Here is a 16117-nt window from a genome sequence, read left to right as displayed (position 1 = left end):
GTAGGAATCTTTTTTGTTTCTGCAAATCTTTTTTGATTTTTATTTTCAGTGTTTAAAACACCCAGCATCAACTTTTTCTACCCTTATTTCAAATCTCACTCAATATCAAACCGTGTTCCCCTTGCTCCCAAGCGGGATGCAAAAGTAGGAAAATATTCCCGCCCACCAAACTTATTGTTAACCTTTAACTAACACACAACCCTAATGCCCTGTCTCTCAAACAAAAGAAATTTGAATTATTTTAAACAAAACGTATCAATCTTTGGTTTATCGACTTTTATTAATCTTTCAAGAACGTTTATACTATAATAACGTTGAAGATAAAATCACAAAAAGCGAATACCCAGCTCCGGAAATCTAAGATGAAAGCACCACAGTAATCGAAAAAAAGAAGAAAAGTTCATTGATAGGGTCGCGTATTACCTGATATTAATTCAAAATATCCTAAAAATTGGCTGACTGCATTACATACTATATCAGTAAAAACAACGATCGGCGTCACCAGCGTTGAATCTTCCCTACGTAAAGCATCTAAGATTCTTGTTATGCACACAAGCTAAGTCGAGCCTACAGCATGAAAAGAAAGCTATAATTATTATAAAGCTACAACGGCTGCGTCATCTACTGGAAGATGATACAGCCGTTATTAGTTACTACTGATTTAAAAGTCCTACCTACTTATATTCGATGGCAAACTCTTCAGTTGGATTACGCACCTTTTTCATGCTGGCCAACCAATCACCTTCTGCATCCCGATAGCCTAAATATAACAGCGTAACACTTTTCAATCCTTTAGCTTTCAAATCCAGAACCTCATCTACTAAAGCACTATCAAAACCCTCAGCAGGTGTGCTATCAATCTTCAACTCTGCAGCCATCGCAATAGCCATTGCAAAACCTATGTAAGACTGACGGGCGGTGTGAACAAAATTTTCTTCTGCTGTTTCCGGCAGGTACAATCCTTTTATTTTATCCGTATAACTGTCAAACCTGCCGCGTGGTAAATCTCTTTCATCTGTTGTACGGGCATAAATCTGATCAATGCGTTCTTCAGTATAACGGTCCCAGGCTGCAAATACCAACACGTGCGAACAATCCACCATAACCTCAGGGTTAAGCACCGTCGGACTCAACTTATTCTTGATATCCTGATTGGATACCACCAAAACCCTGAATTGCTGTAAACCAGAAGAGGTTGGCGCCAACCTGGCCGCCTCTACAATTTTGTCAATATCCTCCTGACTAACTTTCTTTGCGGGATTATATTTTTTAGTGGCATATCTCCACTGTAGTGATTCTAATAATGACATAGTCAAATTTATTTTATGATCAAAAACGCCAGTGGCGACTAATTGTTTGTTACTGATATCTTCACCGCTATATTTCCACGGGTTGCATTTGAATAAGGACATATCTGATGTGCCTTTTCTGCCAACTCCTCAGCCTGAGCAAGCTCTACATTAGGAATATTGATGTCAAGTTCAACGGACAATCCAAAACCGCCATTATCGATCTGCCCAAGGCTTACCTGTGCAGTAACACTAGTTTCACCAGCCTCATACTTTCCTTGTTTTATAACCAGGTTTAGTGCACTATCAAAACAAGCAGCGTAACCACCTGCAAATAATTGTTCCGGATTCGTATAATCATCATTAGAACCACCCAGTGCTTTAGGCATCCTTACTTCAATAGCTAAAACACCGTTATCACTTTTTACCTGACCATTCCGGCCTCCTGTAGCAGTCGCTGCTGCTGTATACAATACTTTCATTATTTAATATTTGAGTTTATTTATTTGAATGTTACTTAGCGAGAACTTTATTAATAATTCCCTTCAATACTAGCAGTTCATCTATAGAAAGTCCCATAGTTTCCATGATCTTACCTGGGATGCATTGTGCTTTTGCTCTCATTCCCACGCCCAGTTCGGTTAAAGATATTAAGACCACACGTTCATCTATTTTGCTTCGAATCCTGCCAACCAGACCTTTCAAGACTAGTCTTTTCAATAGCGGAGTTAGTGTTCCGCTGTCAAGATGTAATTTTTCGCCCAACTGATTTACGGTCTGCTCCTTCTCTTCCCACAACACCAGCATCACTAAATATTGTGGATACGTAAGATCCATCTCGTCCAGCAACGGCCGGTAAAGACTGGTAATTTCCCGGGAAAAAGCATACACAGGAAAACATACCTGATGCTCCAATTTTAACAAATCTTCCATTTCAAAATTCTAAAGGACAAATATACATTGTGCACAATACAATTTTGTGAAACATAAGTCATCTTTACATTACCTGGTTATTTATATGTTGCGTTATTCCAACAACAATCGATATCATTACCTGTATTGCGCTCTCAACAGCTATTACCAGAAACACGATCTCAAAAAGATTCAATTTTGTCCAGGGGATAATCATTCGTTATTGAAAGATCCTGATGATAGTGCATATCAAATTCATACTGTATAAACAATGACTCCACCTATCTATCGAAAACAGTGGACTTATTGTGGACTCACTGTGGACTTGAAGTAGACTCATAAAAAAAAGAGACAAAAAAAATGCCCTGGGAGATACCGGGGCATAGACTCATTATTTATATCATGCGTTTATAACGCCGCTTAAAACCAAATTACATTTTTCCTGTCCCCTGGTGGCGGCTACTCTCTCCTTGATAAGAAAGATACTTCGGATTATGCGTAGAAGACTTGCCAGGTGAGGCGTCTTTGGAAACTATTAATTTCTGACCAGGAACAATATTATTCCCTTTCAGTTTATTCCATACTTTCAAATCCTGAACTTCAACCTTGTATTGATTAGCGATAGCCGTAAGATTCTGCCCCGGGGTAACTTTATGATAAGCAACACTGCGCTGGGGTACTTCCTTTACTTTACGTTTTAAACGGCGGTCATCATTCGCCGCCAAAATCACCTCCATACTTCCTGAAACTGTGCTGTTATTAAGCACATCATAAATCACCGCGTAATCGGCCAAACTTACAGCCGGCATAATAATTCGTTTCGGTGTTTCCAGAGATCCGTTAACAATTCGCTTTTTATAAGATGGGTTCAGTCCACATAATGCTTCCTGTTCCATATGCAACGCAATAGCAAGTGAGTCCAAAGAAACAAATCTGTTCACCTGGATCGTGTCAGTTTTTGCTGCCATTAAAGATTTCTGCACTTTGATATCATGAAAGGCCGGGCAGTTCATAATATATACTGCAGCAATAAATGCAGGCACGTAATTACGTGTTTCTAAGGGCAAGTATGGTCTGATCTGCCAAAAATCTCTGGAGTTTGCTTTGTTAATCGCTTTTTGCACATTGCCTTTACCACAGTTATACGCTGCAATAGCCAAAAGCCAGTCACCAAGCTCTGCATATGCATCCCTAAAATAGGCCGCCGCAGCATAACTTGCCTGCACAGGATCTTTACGCTCGTCAACAAAATTGTCCATCTTCAATCCATATCCTCTGCCGGTACTGAACATAAATTGCCATAAACCGGTAGCCCCAACTCGAGATACCGCATGAGGATTCATGGCCGATTCAATTATTGGCAGGTATTTAATCTCGTCAGGAACGTGGTAGGCTTTAAGTGCCTGTTCGAAGATTGGGAAATAATAGCTCGATAAACCAAGCATCTTGCCAATCATGTCTTTGCGGTTGCTGTATACATCGATGTATTTATGCACATACTCGTTATAATCCATTGGCACAGCTTTCTGGATAGAATCCAGTCGCTTTTTATACACAAAATTATAGTTGTAGAAAGAGGGTGCATCTACCAACAACGGCACTATGGTAGTATCTCTATTGCCTGGATTTTGAAAAAACAATCCGGCCTTGGGAACAGAATCTAGGTTGGTATTTTTTTGTTGGGCGAAACCCGAAGCACTCAGTAGAACTAGAACCAGGAAACTATAAAGGAGTATGTTTGATTTCATAGGCATTTACTGCAATGCGCTTACCCTTTAGCGGGTTTTAAACTACATCGACTGCTAAATTTAAGAAACTATTTGACAATGACAGCAAGGTCTCTTCAGCAAAGTGCCTGGAGATCAATTGAACACTTAACGGTAATCCTGCTGCATTATTGCCCAAGGGAATCGCAATTGCGGGAACTCCGGTCAAATTTGCCAGTACGGTAAAGATATCTTCCATATACATGACTAATGGATCTTTGATATTTTCCCCTATTTTGAAAGCTGGTGTTGGCGTAACCGGAAGGAGTACAACATCATATTCTGACAACAGCACTTCCATTTTTTCACGGATAAGTCTCCTTACTTTTTGTGCTTTCTGATAATAAGCATCATAATAACCCGCACTTAGAATAAAGGTACCTAGCATGATCCTGCGTTTAACTTCAGTGCCGAAACCTTCAGCACGTGAAAGTTTATACAAGCTGTTCAGGCTTTTGGCCGATGTATTCCGGTACCCAAAATGCACACCATCATATCTGGATAGATTAGACGAAGCCTCTGCAGCTGTCAGTACATAGTAAGTCGGCACCAGATACTCAAGCAAATCAAACGAAACTTCAGTCACTTCATGACCTTGTTCCTTAAACAACGCAATAGCTTGTTCAATGCTTGATTTAATTTCAGGATCCAGGGCTTCGCTCTCCATTGTTTCCTTCAGCACAGCAATACGCTTTGGATTTCCTTCGTTGAGCAAGGTACTGTAGGCAGGGACATCTTTATTGGAGACCGTGCTGTCGTGTGTATCCGCACCTGCAAGCACTTCCATCAGTATGGCTGCATCAGAAACAGACGAAGTCAAAGTTCCCACCTGATCAAAAGAAGAAGCATAAGCTATTACGCCATAACGGGAAATCCTACCATAGGTAGGTTTAAAACCAATACATCCGCAAAAAGCAGCAGGCTGCCTTACTGAGCCACCAGTATCTGTACCCAAAGCGGCCAGACAAAGATCCGCTTGCACTGCAACAGCAGATCCACCAGAAGAACCACCAGATACCCGTTGGTTGTCAACAGCATTTTTTACGGGACCAAAGTACGACGTTTCATTAGAGCCCCCCATAGCAAACTCATCGCAGTTCAGTCGGCCGATAATTACCGCATCCTCAGCAAGCAATCGTTCGATCACTGTAGCAGAGTATGGTGCAACAAATCCATCCAGCATTTTTGACGAGGCAGTTACTATATGTCCCTTGTAACAGATATTATCTTTGATACCGATCACCATGCCCGCAAGTTTCCCTGCGGTCTTCCTATCTATTTTTTCCTGTACAGCCAGCGCCTGGGCTTTCGCCGAAAGAAAAAACACCTCATTGAATGCATTGAGGTGTTCAGACGCTGCTATTTGTTCAAAATAGTAGTCCAGCAAATCAGGCAAGCTGAGTTTTTGCTGTGCAATAAGTTCCTGGATCTCTGTTAAAGAGTTGTACTTCTTCAAAGAAAGTATGGATTTAATAAGTTAAATAAAACCTTATAAAGGTTTGTTAGGCGTAGTAGTAGTAGTGCGGTCACGATCGTACTCTGAAGAATCGGTTCCGTCTTTACCATCTTTAAATTCTTTCACGCCTTTACCTAAGCCACGCATAAGTTCTGGAATTTTTTTACCACCAAAAAGCAATAATACAATTACCAGGATAATTGCGATTTCCGGGCCACCCAAGGCAGCTAATAAGCTTGTGTTTAACATAAATTTTTAGTTAAATTGATTTTTTCTCTAGTTGTATTGGTTGCGCATGCGTATCTGCTGGTTCTGGAGTTTCCTCTTTTACCGCAGCAACCTCTTCAGGTTGAGCAGCCGTGCCATACATTTGTTCATGCAGTGAACTGGTCTGTGCTGGTGTTGTAGTATCTGTGTTAAAAGTAGATTTTACATCATCAACAATATCTACGCTATTAATGTTCCTGTGGATTTCTCTCTTCACGCCTTCAGAGGCATCCTTAAACTCACGAATACCTTTTCCTAACCCACGGGCTAATTCAGGTAATTTTTTACCACCAAATAAAAGTAATACGACAACCATGATCAGCATGATCTCGCCCCCACCCATATTCAAGAATTCTAATAATGTTACTGTATACATCTTATGTATGTTTAATTCGTGTACAAATATAGACATTTTTAAACCTTAAAGGTTTATTTTGAAATCCATGCCTCCGGATTTTGTGGGGATGTATTTCTCCAGATCTGGAAATCCAGCTCGGGAGTATCATCTGAGGTACCTACAACACCTATCGACTGCTTGGTTGAGACAGTCTCTCCTACACTAACGCTCACAGATGCCAGATTCTGATAAATCGTGAAATATTCTCCGTGCCTAATGATTACGAAGTATTTGCCCAAAGAGTTTCTGATCGTAGAAACTTTTCCATTAAATACCGCTCTTACATTCGCTCCTTCTGAAGTTTCGATCTTCACGCCATTCTGATCGATATTGGCTTCGCCCACTTTATGACGCCCAAAATGCTCTGTAATGGAACCCTGACTTACCGGCCATGGCAGGGAGCCGCGGTTATTTTCGAATGCTGATGACAACTTCGCTGCTTCCGGCGTAGCGTTTAGTAAACTAGTACTGGTTTTAGCTTTAACTACCGGCGCTACTTTATTTTCTGCCTTTGCTTTTGCCGCAGCCAGTCGTTCTTCCTCTTCTGCCTTTTTACGCGCCAGCGCTATCTCCCGCTGAATCGCATCCCGGATATTTCTATCAATAACCGCCTGTTGTTTTTTACGCGCAGCAATATCTTTAGAGAATTGTTTTTCCTGCTTACTGATCTGATTCAGAAACACGCTTTGCTCCGACTTGTTCTTTCCAAGTTTTTGCTTTTCATTTTCCTGCTCTTTAAGGAGGTTACTTTTTTCTTTCAGGCTCTTATCAAGTATGACGATTTTATAGTTCAGATTTTTTTCCGTTCCCATAATGTAATCAGCCTGTTTCTTTCGATACTGACCAAATTGCTGCAGGTATTTAATTCTCTTGTAGGCCTGATTAAAATCTTTAGCTGCAAAAATGAACATCATCTTATCATAAGCATTCCTGTTCCGCTGTGCAAAACGGATCATGCCGGCATACTCCTTTTTCAACTGCGCAAGCTGACCCTGAAGGTTATGCACCGTATTGGTATTTTCATGGATCTGCCCATCAAGATTCTTGATTTCCGAATTGATCACACCTATTTTATTTTGCATCAGGCTGATCTTCGCATTTAACGTACGTATCTCTCCTAAAGTCAGCTTCTTACTACTGGCAGTTTTATTTAAATTCTTTTGTAATAACTCAATCTCGCGCTGTAAGGCTTCCTTTTTTCGCTTCAATTGGGCACTGCTTTGTGCAAAAGCAGCAGAACCTGCTGTAACCAGAAAAAGAAACAAGAGTAATTTGTATAACTTCATTATTCCAAAAGTATAAAAAAAATTAGTTTATTAATTCAAACCTTTTAGGAACACTGAATGGAAAGTCAACGGGCACGTTCAATTCTACTTTAGAAAAGTTGAGGTCAATAGCTACTTTCCTCCTTCCCGACATAGAGTTGATATTAATCGCCGTAGGAAAAACAAATTCATTTACCTTTTGATAATCGGCATAAACTACCTTTAAAGCCTGAGCCGCCACCACATCATTCAGATTGGTTTCTTTTGGTTTCAATAAAGTATTGAAGAGTATTGTAAAAGCCAGATTACCTTGATTTCCTTTTAATTGATATAGTCCATCATTAACATCAAGCTGTGCATTGGGATTGTAAAAACTACCAATGGCATTTCCTGTAAGCACATCCTGAAGCATCTTAAAGTTAACTTCTTTACTGGTATAACCGTAAATATATCTAAGTGGCTTTTTCAGGTACGTGCTTTGCAATTTGTTCAATACAAATATACTATCCGGTGTGATTACAGCCCGAGCTACTTCAATACCCAGAACGGCAGTGATGCTTAGCCAGATTTTCTTGTCGCGCTCCATCTTCACATTTATACTCACGTTATTTGTATTGCCATTCAGATCCAGATTTGCTTTCCCTTTCATGGCAAGGGTATTAAAATTGATATTTTTAGTTTTCAATAAACTGATGTATTCTCCTCTTTTATCCACTGTAGGCGCAACTGCCACCGGTGGGGCGGGTGTTGGGACGATAACTTTTTTAGTTTTACAGGCGAAAGCAAGCGCGACCATGCCTAATAACAATGCTTTATTTAATAAACTTCTTTTCATTGATCTTTCTTTTCAGGATTTCCGCATCATTACCATTCTGTTGTGCCTTGAGCCACTGCTTTAAGCCAAGTTCCTGTTCATTTAGCATGAACAAGATATCCCCATAGTGTTCCAGGTAAACACCATTATTTGCTTCATTGTTTTGTAGTGCCTGTTCCACCCATTTTCTCGCTTCACTATACTTTTTCTGCTTAAACAAAACCAAAGCGTAAGTATCTGCAAGAGATGGATTCCCCGGCTGTGCTTTTACCGCTTTAGCAATCAGGCTTTCGGCCTTACCAAGTTCCTGATCCCTTAACGCTAAATAATAAACATAATTATTAACAATCAGATAATTCTCGGGAGCAGCAGTCAGTGCTTTCTCAAAAGAAAGTTGTGCAGCTTTATAATTTGCAGTATCGATGTAAATCTCTGCCTGGAGGGCGTACACCAAGCCCTGAAGTTCCGGGTTGTCGGATCCCAGTTCCGTTGCCTGTTTGATATTCAATTGTGCCGCTTCATTTTTTCCGAGTCTATGCTGTGCAAATGCCAGATAATAATACAGGATCGATTGATTTGGATATAAGGCAAGTGCTTCATTCGCCGTTTTTATTGTCTCGCCATGTGCCGATAGCAGCGTCTGGACATTGAGCAACTTCTCCCAAAGCAGATATGTACGTTTTCCGGACACGAGTCCTTTACGGTACATCGTTTCAGCACCACGCAAGTCGCCCGACCGATACAGTCGGTCGCCAATATTCATCAGCTGCCTCGGATCACTACTGTCTGTAAGTTCTCCAATGGGCGGCGGATCACCTGCACCCGGCGTAACCTGTACGGCCGTTAATCTTGCACGGGCCTTGTTCAGGTTCTCTGAAGGACCGAATTTCTGCTCCAACTCCTGATAGCTTTTCAGTGCTTCGTCAGATTTACCCGCTATAGCATATGCATTAGAGCGGTCAAAATAATAGGCATCATTGTTTGGATCCAGGCGGATCAATTCATTAAAAACTTCCACCAGCCTGGGCATGTCACCCTTACGTTTATAAATTTCGGCGAGTGTTTTCCAATACCATACATTCTCTTTATTTAGTGCTACAGCCTTTTTGATCGCATTTTCTGCTTCAACAAGTTTGTTTTGGCGATAGTTCAGGACACTAATTTCATAAAAGGCCGCAGCATTGGTCGGATCCAGGGTTACAATCCTGGAAAAACTCTCTGCTGCACCAGCATAATTCTCTGCGAGCTTATCCCGAAGACCGGAGAAGAAGAGCGTTTTGATCAGATTATTTCCTGCAGCATCTGGCAGTTGCTGGGCATTTACATGCAGCATTCCAAAAAACAACAAACCAAATACTAGCTTTCTCATCAGGAGGGAAATTACATTGATTATTGCTTACCGGTATGTCCGTAGCCACCTTCGCCGCGGGCAGTTTCATTCAAGGCATCCACAGCTTCCCAGGTAATTGTTTCATGTTTGGCAATTATCATCTGAGCAATACGGTCGCCATTATTTACCACGAAATCAGTATCAGAAAGATTAACCAGCAAAACCTTGATTTCTCCGCGATAATCTGCATCAATGGTACCCGGCGAATTTACAATACTAATACCATGCTTATACGCCAGTCCGCTTCTCGGCCTGATTTGCGCCTCGTATCCCACAGGAAGTTCAATGTGTAAACCTGTTGGCACAAGTACGCGTTGCAAGGGTTTGATTACGATTTCTGCAGGTGTAAAAGCGCGCATATCCATTCCCGCAGCATGTGCAGTTTCATATTGAGGTAAAGCGTGTTCTGATTTGTTGATGATATTAATTTTCATAAAACGATTTTAAGATTTAGCTAACATGTTTTTGATATTGTTCTTTTCGAAATACACTACGGCGGCTATAAAGATAAGCAACAGCCCGTTTCCGATATAAATGTTGCTGTGGAATACCCAAAAAGAAAGACTCACGAGCATTGTTGAAGAAAGAATGTAGGCTATAATCCTGTTTAATTTGTAAGGGATTGGATAGTATTTTTGTCCCAGCAGATAAGAGATGGTCATCATCACCAGGTAGACGATCATCGACACAAAGGCCGATCCCATATAACTGAATCTAGGAATCAGCACCAGGTTAAGTACAATAGTGATTACTGCTCCGATCACTGAAATATACAGTCCAAAGCGCGTTTGATCTGATAAACGGTACCAGATAGATAAATTCATATAAATACCCAGGCACATATAACCAAACAATAGAAAAGGTACAGCTGGAAGACCCGACCAGTATTCAAGCTGCATAGCATGGTTTTTACCGTGAATAAAATGCTTTAATATTTCGATGTTGGCAATCAATCCTATAAAAATCACACAAAGCGCAATCACGAAGTACTGCAAAATAGTAGCGTAGGTTTCCCTGGCATTTGTCTGTTTGGCGTGACTAAAGAAAAAGGGTTCTGCCCCGAGCCTGAAAGCCTGAATAAAGATACTCAGAAAAATAGCCAGCTTACAAACAGCACCATAAATACCTACCTCCCGATCTGCTATTGCATCGGGCAGATAACTTCCCAACATCAGCTTATCCAGATTCTCATTGAGCATAAAAGATAAATTGGCTACCAGGATGGGCCAGCTGTAAGAAAACATCTTGGCAAAAAGAGCGGTATCAAATTTAAACCTGACTTGCAGAAGCTGTGGCAGCAGTAATAATAGCGTCACTACACTGGCGGTAAGGTTAGCAATAAAAACATATCCGATCCATTGAAACCGGTACCAGGAAGCAAACCAATCGGCGCCGGCTAAATGCTGTTTGATGATCATCGGGATCAGGAACAGGAAGATCAGGTTTAGCCCAACAAAAGTTGCAATGTTGATGATCTTGATAATCGCATACTTAAAAGGTTTCCCGTCAGCCCGCAATCTCGCAAAAGGGATAACAGCCACCGCATCCACAAAAGAGAGCCAGATAAAATATTTCACATAACGCGTCTGATCCTGCAGCTGACTGTAATCGCCATTCAACATCGTCTTGGCAATAGTGGTGGCAGAAAGTAGACCCGCAATCAGGAAAATAGTGGCAACACCTAGGATGGTCAGGAAAGAATTATTGTATACCTCGTGTTTTCGATCCTCATATTTGTTCAGGTACCTGAAATAAGTAGTTTCCATGCCGAATGCCAATACTGCATTGACCAGCGAAACAGAACTATACATCTTGGTAAAGATCCCGTAAACTGCGGGATTAAACACCGTGGTAAATATGGGTGTCAGGATAAAGTTAAGCAGCCTGGCAACGATGGTGCTTAAACCATACACAGCTGTTTGCCCGGCAAATTTCTTAAAAACCGACATGCTTATTTCTTTACGATTTCAAAGTTCTGGTAGTTCTTTAATACCCCTTCGGTGACGTTTACATTTTCTATAATTGAGCGGTCGGAACCTTCATGGCACCACTCCAGAAAAACCTCCAGCAATACATCGTCCCCTTCGGCTTCAATATACAGAGAGCCGTCTTTTTCATTTCTCACGAGACCCCGCACGCCCATCTGGTCGGCTACAGCCTTAGTAGTTGCACGGAAAGATACACCTTGTACCCTACCTGTTATTCTAATATCAATATGCTTCATCGTAATGTTTTTGTATGAAACTAATCATGTTTCATGTACTTTTATCTAAATCAGGTTATAGCGTGCTTAACCTTTTTTTACCTTCCAAAAATTCCGTCCAAATCTTCTGGAAAATCTCTCCCGCAGGCCGAATTTGCCTAAGCATGGCCGCAATCTGTCCGATCTCCAGTTCCCCTTCATCCATATCTCCTTCAAACATACCTAATTTTGCTCTGGAGCGGCCCAATAATTCCATCAAAGTGGTCCGGTCTGCACCTGCCGCTTCGGCTGCACCTACTGCTAGCTCAAATTTATTTTTAAGCAATCGCACAGGAACAAGTTTCTTCATGCGCAGTGCTGTATCGCCTTCGGCAGAATCCAGAATCTTTTCCTTAAAATGTGGATGTGCTGAGGATTCTTCAGCAACTGCAAATGCAGAGCCTACCTGCACCCCTTCAGCGCCCAATGCAAAAGCGGCTAGCATGGCTTTTCCACTTGCTATTCCACCTGCAGCAATAACAGGTATTTTGACGGCCTCAAAGATCATTGGAATCAGGCACATTGTTGTGGTCTCCTCACGCCCATTATGACCACCCGCCTCAAAACCTTCGGCTACGATAGCATCCACACCTGATGCTTCTGCCTTTAACGCAAACTTAGTGTTCGCAATCACATGCACCACTACTATTCCCTTCTCTTTAAGAAAGGCTGTCCAGGTTGAGGGGTTCCCCGCAGAGGTAAAGACTATGGGCACCGATTCTTCTACCAGGACATCCATAATTTCCGCCACATTTGGATAGAGCAAAGGTACATTCACCGCGAATGGTAAGCTGGTGTTCGCTTTATATTTTCGAATATGAGTTCGCAGTACCTCAGGATACATAGATCCTGCACCGATAATTCCGAGTCCGCCAGCATTAGAAACAGCAGCAGCAAGCTTCCAGCCACTACACCATACCATGCCGGCCTGTATAATTGGAAATTCAATCTTGAATAAATCGGTAATGCGGTTTTTCATAGCGCTAAAATAATCTTTTTACCGTGGTGCTGTCAGTTATCTTTCCTTGTTCAAAATGCTCAAGCAACACAATCCCGGGATTTTTACCAACTTCGATACTTCCGTATCGTGCATCAATGCCTAAAAACTCGGCACCGTTATATGTTGCCCAGCAAAGGACCGTATCAAAATCAACAGCCTTTTTTTCCTGTAGTGTTTGCATCTCCTTTAAGATGCTCAGCGCGGCATTACTTGCAAGACTATCCGTACCGAGCGTAATTTTTAGTCCCTGATCGCGTAGCAGCTGTACATCGGGTAACCTGTTTTCAATAAACAGATTGGCATTTGGGCAAAGGCACCAGAACAAATCTGCGTGTTGCTGTTTGGCATAGCCTATATCTGATAAGTTACTTTCTGTGTTATGTACCAATAAAGCTTTCCCGTTACTTAGTTTTGGCAAGATGGTTTGCAGTGACGATTTTCCTGATGGCATGTAGAAGGAAAGATCGAGACCCAGAAAATTATAGAGCTGCAAGAAAGCACCGGTTTTGCTTTCGAAAAATTCGTTCTCTGCAGCCGTTTCCTGACTGTGCATAGTTTGCAGACTGTTTCCAGCATCCGCCCCCGCTTTGATCAGCCCAAAGAGCTCTGTAGATACAGAGTAAGGTGCGTGTGGCACGACCGACGCATCTAATGGTTCAAATGAAACTTTCAGTGCCGCCGCAGCAGTATAAATTTCTGATGCCCTCGCCGGGTTAAAGCCCATGGCCTCCACGAAGGTGTAATAATACAGATCACTACCTAGCTTAACAGGCCTTGAGGCGGCAAGATTTGAGATATCACCAACGGCAATAATACCATTGTCACGCATTTCCTGATCTGCTGCTTCCATTGCTTGAAGCACAGCCTCTTCGTCGAACCCCCTGAATTTGATTACCTGTTCCACAAAAGCCGGTAGCCCGGTATGTTGCGCTATCTTCCCGCGCAAATGCGAAAGTTCCAGATGGCAATGGGTATTGACCATTCCAGGAATTATTGCCCCTTCAAAAAAAACAACTGGTTTATTGAGTCTGGCAAATGCTTCGGCCGAATAAATAGCCGATATAGTACCATCAGGCTCTAATGCGAGCACACCATTTTCTAAAGGTGCTGATGTAACAGGATAAATTTTTGATGCAGCAATATAAGTCAGCATAGGCACAAAGTACGGCTATACAAGCCAATCGAACAAATTATGCGGCTACCCTTTGTAAAATAACCTTACAAGGGATTTCTGACGTGATGATTACCTCGTGGCTTTTGTGCAGGGGAATCTGGAAAAAATTACCGGCCTGGAGGGGATAAATGTTTTCTTCAACAACAATATCGCAGGTACCTTCCAAAATCAGGAAACGTTCATACTGGTCGTGGTGCACTTCCTGGGGAGCCATTTCCGTAATCCAGACAATAGCAGTCATCGCCGTCGCATTAGCGCTTATAATTTTAGCAAATATACCATCTATCTCTGCAGGGGGTACGATATCTCCCCGATCCAGCCAAACGCTGAAATCCGAAGCTACCGAACGTTCATTTAGTAAAGGCGCATCCAACAGCACTTCTCCCGCCATCATACGATCCTGCAGATCAATTGTAGATAACAGAAAAGGTTTGATAATTGGATCTGGAGCTACAGCGTCAAGCTGTGCAAGTTCTTCAGCAACAAGCTCTATAAGTAAAAGCGCTTCACGCACATGGCCTGACAACTTAAGCGCAGCATGTACAGCTTTAACTTCATCATCCGAGGCAATACCGTAGACATAAAGTTCCAAAACACCCGAGTCTATAAAGGCCTCGTGATCGAAACCTCTACTATTATCGTTTCCATCAGTGGACGGCGAATTATCGGAATTGTTGTCTAACATGAGTTTTACAAAACTAAACAAAAATTGCTAGTTTTTCAAGCATATAGGCCTGACTACCAAAAATAAAGCAAAACATTTTTTATTCTAAAAATGTATCTATTAAGCACCTATGAAAATTATAACGATTAAAACCCCTCAGCTAGTACTCTGCGGTATCGCAATGGCATTATTTTTAAATTCCTGTAAAACCGCGCCATTAAATTTATTTAAAACCGGCACCCCACACGAGCTCTACCAGCGGAAACTAAGCGCTGCAGGGCTCGATCACACTGCTATGGGTAGAGCCTGGATCAGCGCATCTTCGCAAAGCCTCACGCAACCTTCTGCGATCAGATTACCGTACCGCGAAAGCGGATACTTTGCTGCCGAACGGATTCCAGCAGTTACATACAGCTTTGATGCGACAAGGGGACAGCAGATTACCTTGCAGCTTAGCAAAACACCTGCAACAGATTTTATGATCTATGTAGACATCTGGATGCTCCGTGATGGGAATAGTCCAAAAAGGGTTGCAGCTGCAGATACGCTCAATAACCCGGTAGTTTTTGAAGCAGATCAAACGGCAAAGTACATGCTTCGCCTGCAGCCAGAACTACTAAAAAGTGGTTCTTACACACTGGAAATCACCACCGGACCGTCTCTCAAAAACCCTATAAAAGCGATGCGCCGAAATCAGATCCAAAGCTACTGGGGCGACGGGCGGGACGCCAATGCACGCAGGCATGAGGGTGTAGATATCTTTTCCACCTTTCGTACACCCGTACTTGCAAGTGCTCCAGGAACCATAACACGCGTAAATGAAAATACCCTGGGCGGGAAAGTCGTCTTTTTGCATCCTTCAGGAAAAGATTACTCGCTATACTACGCACACCTGGATGAGCAGCTGGCTAGAGAAGGTCAGCAGGTAACACCCGGCGACACGCTCGGCTTTATGGGAAACACCGGAAATGCGCGGACTACCCCGCCACACCTTCACTTCGGCATTTATACCAATTCTGGCGCCATAGATCCCTTACCTTTTATCGATCCTGCAATACCCACACCCGCACCAATAACCGCAGCACTAGCTCAGCTTAACGCGACCTCCCGCACGGCAGTATCCGCCAACCTGACAAGCGGACCTGAACGCAATAGTCAGACGCGCGAGAAGCTTGCTGCCGGCACAATAGTGCATATCGATGCCGCGGCAGCAGAACTCTATAAAGTAAGCTTACCAGATGGCAGGACCGGATTTCTGAGAAGTCGTGATCTGAATCCTGTACTAAAAGCTATCCGGAAGATAAAGCTCTCCCAAATGCAACAACAGCTTTTCGATCAACCAGCAAATGTGGCAGCCGTAAAAAAGAACCTAAATGCGGGCGCTACTGTAGATGTATTAGGGAGTTATCAGGACTTTTATATGGTTAGGGATGCAACACAAGAGATTGGCTGGGTAAGGGCAAACTAATCAAACTGTTTTG

The 16117-nt window shown here is 42.3% G+C and carries 17 protein-coding genes; 1 reads left to right on the top strand and 16 read right to left on the bottom strand.

Features of this window, described 5'->3' with window-relative positions; all coding sequences use genetic code 11:
- Positions 1-674: 674 nt before the first annotated feature.
- The 16 genes from CLV32_RS22940 to CLV32_RS22865 all read right to left on the bottom strand — a co-directional run bounded on the left by CLV32_RS22940 (position 675) and on the right by CLV32_RS22865 (position 14657).
- On the bottom strand, positions 675-1310 hold the full coding sequence (locus CLV32_RS22940) for an NAD(P)H-dependent oxidoreductase (RefSeq protein WP_133559313.1): 636 nt from the start codon (positions 1308-1310) through the stop codon (positions 675-677).
- A 38-nt stretch (positions 1311-1348) separates the two neighbouring features.
- On the bottom strand, positions 1349-1771 hold the full coding sequence (locus tag CLV32_RS22935) for an organic hydroperoxide resistance protein (RefSeq protein WP_133559312.1): 423 nt from the start codon (positions 1769-1771) through the stop codon (positions 1349-1351).
- 31 nt (positions 1772-1802) lie between these two features.
- The gene (locus CLV32_RS22930) at positions 1803-2222 is read right to left on the bottom strand and encodes a MarR family winged helix-turn-helix transcriptional regulator (protein WP_133559311.1); all 420 of its coding nucleotides are present in this window, start codon (positions 2220-2222) and stop codon (positions 1803-1805) included.
- 410 nt (positions 2223-2632) lie between these two features.
- The gene (locus CLV32_RS22925) at positions 2633-3949 is read right to left on the bottom strand and encodes a lytic transglycosylase domain-containing protein (protein ID WP_133559310.1); all 1317 of its coding nucleotides are present in this window, start codon (positions 3947-3949) and stop codon (positions 2633-2635) included.
- 37 nt (positions 3950-3986) lie between these two features.
- On the bottom strand, positions 3987-5423 hold the full coding sequence (gatA, locus tag CLV32_RS22920; protein ID WP_133559309.1) for an Asp-tRNA(Asn)/Glu-tRNA(Gln) amidotransferase subunit GatA: 1437 nt from the start codon (positions 5421-5423) through the stop codon (positions 3987-3989).
- Between the two features lie 33 nt (positions 5424-5456).
- A complete protein-coding gene (locus CLV32_RS22915; protein WP_133559308.1) occupies positions 5457-5672 on the bottom strand; it encodes a Sec-independent protein translocase subunit TatA/TatB in 216 nt (71 codons plus the stop codon).
- A gap of 10 nt (positions 5673-5682) precedes the next feature.
- Positions 5683-6066: a Sec-independent protein translocase subunit TatA/TatB gene (locus CLV32_RS23400; RefSeq protein WP_243732390.1), complete on the bottom strand. Its 384-nt coding sequence runs from the start codon at positions 6064-6066 to the stop codon at positions 5683-5685.
- Positions 6067-6119: 53 nt separating this feature from the next.
- Positions 6120-7373 carry a murein hydrolase activator EnvC family protein gene (locus CLV32_RS22905; protein ID WP_133559307.1) on the bottom strand — a complete coding sequence of 418 codons (1254 nt, stop codon included), beginning with the start codon at positions 7371-7373 and terminating at the stop codon, positions 6120-6122.
- 22 nt (positions 7374-7395) lie between these two features.
- The gene (locus tag CLV32_RS22900) at positions 7396-8187 is read right to left on the bottom strand and encodes a DUF4292 domain-containing protein (RefSeq protein WP_133559306.1); all 792 of its coding nucleotides are present in this window, start codon (positions 8185-8187) and stop codon (positions 7396-7398) included.
- The gene (locus tag CLV32_RS22895; RefSeq protein ID WP_133559305.1) at positions 8165-9535 is read right to left on the bottom strand and encodes a tetratricopeptide repeat protein; all 1371 of its coding nucleotides are present in this window, start codon (positions 9533-9535) and stop codon (positions 8165-8167) included. Before CLV32_RS22895 ends, CLV32_RS22900 begins: the two co-directional genes overlap by 23 nt.
- Before the next feature lie 20 nt (positions 9536-9555).
- Complete coding sequence (dut, locus tag CLV32_RS22890) at positions 9556-9990, bottom strand: dUTP diphosphatase (protein ID WP_133559304.1); 435 nt, start codon at positions 9988-9990, stop codon at positions 9556-9558.
- A 9-nt stretch (positions 9991-9999) separates the two neighbouring features.
- On the bottom strand, positions 10000-11505 hold the full coding sequence (locus tag CLV32_RS22885) for an oligosaccharide flippase family protein (RefSeq protein ID WP_133559303.1): 1506 nt from the start codon (positions 11503-11505) through the stop codon (positions 10000-10002).
- A gap of 2 nt (positions 11506-11507) precedes the next feature.
- Positions 11508-11780, bottom strand: a complete 273-nt coding sequence (locus tag CLV32_RS22880) for an acylphosphatase (protein WP_133559302.1) — start codon at positions 11778-11780, stop codon at positions 11508-11510.
- Positions 11781-11835: 55 nt separating this feature from the next.
- Positions 11836-12777 carry an NAD(P)H-dependent flavin oxidoreductase gene (locus tag CLV32_RS22875; protein WP_133559301.1) on the bottom strand — a complete coding sequence of 314 codons (942 nt, stop codon included), beginning with the start codon at positions 12775-12777 and terminating at the stop codon, positions 11836-11838.
- A gap of 4 nt (positions 12778-12781) precedes the next feature.
- Complete coding sequence (locus CLV32_RS22870; RefSeq protein ID WP_133559300.1) at positions 12782-13951, bottom strand: amidohydrolase family protein; 1170 nt, start codon at positions 13949-13951, stop codon at positions 12782-12784.
- Positions 13952-13988: 37 nt separating this feature from the next.
- Positions 13989-14657: a cupin domain-containing protein gene (locus CLV32_RS22865; RefSeq protein WP_133559299.1), complete on the bottom strand. Its 669-nt coding sequence runs from the start codon at positions 14655-14657 to the stop codon at positions 13989-13991.
- A gap of 109 nt (positions 14658-14766) precedes the next feature.
- Between CLV32_RS22865 and CLV32_RS22860 the strand changes: the two genes are divergently transcribed.
- Positions 14767-16104, top strand: a complete 1338-nt coding sequence (locus CLV32_RS22860; RefSeq protein ID WP_133559298.1) for a M23 family metallopeptidase — start codon at positions 14767-14769, stop codon at positions 16102-16104.
- Positions 16105-16117: the final 13 nt, after the last annotated feature.

It is taken from the genome of Pedobacter duraquae, from assembly GCF_004362245.1.
Taxonomy (GTDB): domain Bacteria; phylum Bacteroidota; class Bacteroidia; order Sphingobacteriales; family Sphingobacteriaceae; genus Pedobacter; species Pedobacter duraquae.
The sequence above is the reverse complement of the archived record's forward strand: the minus strand, read 5'-3'. Positions and strand labels throughout refer to the sequence as shown.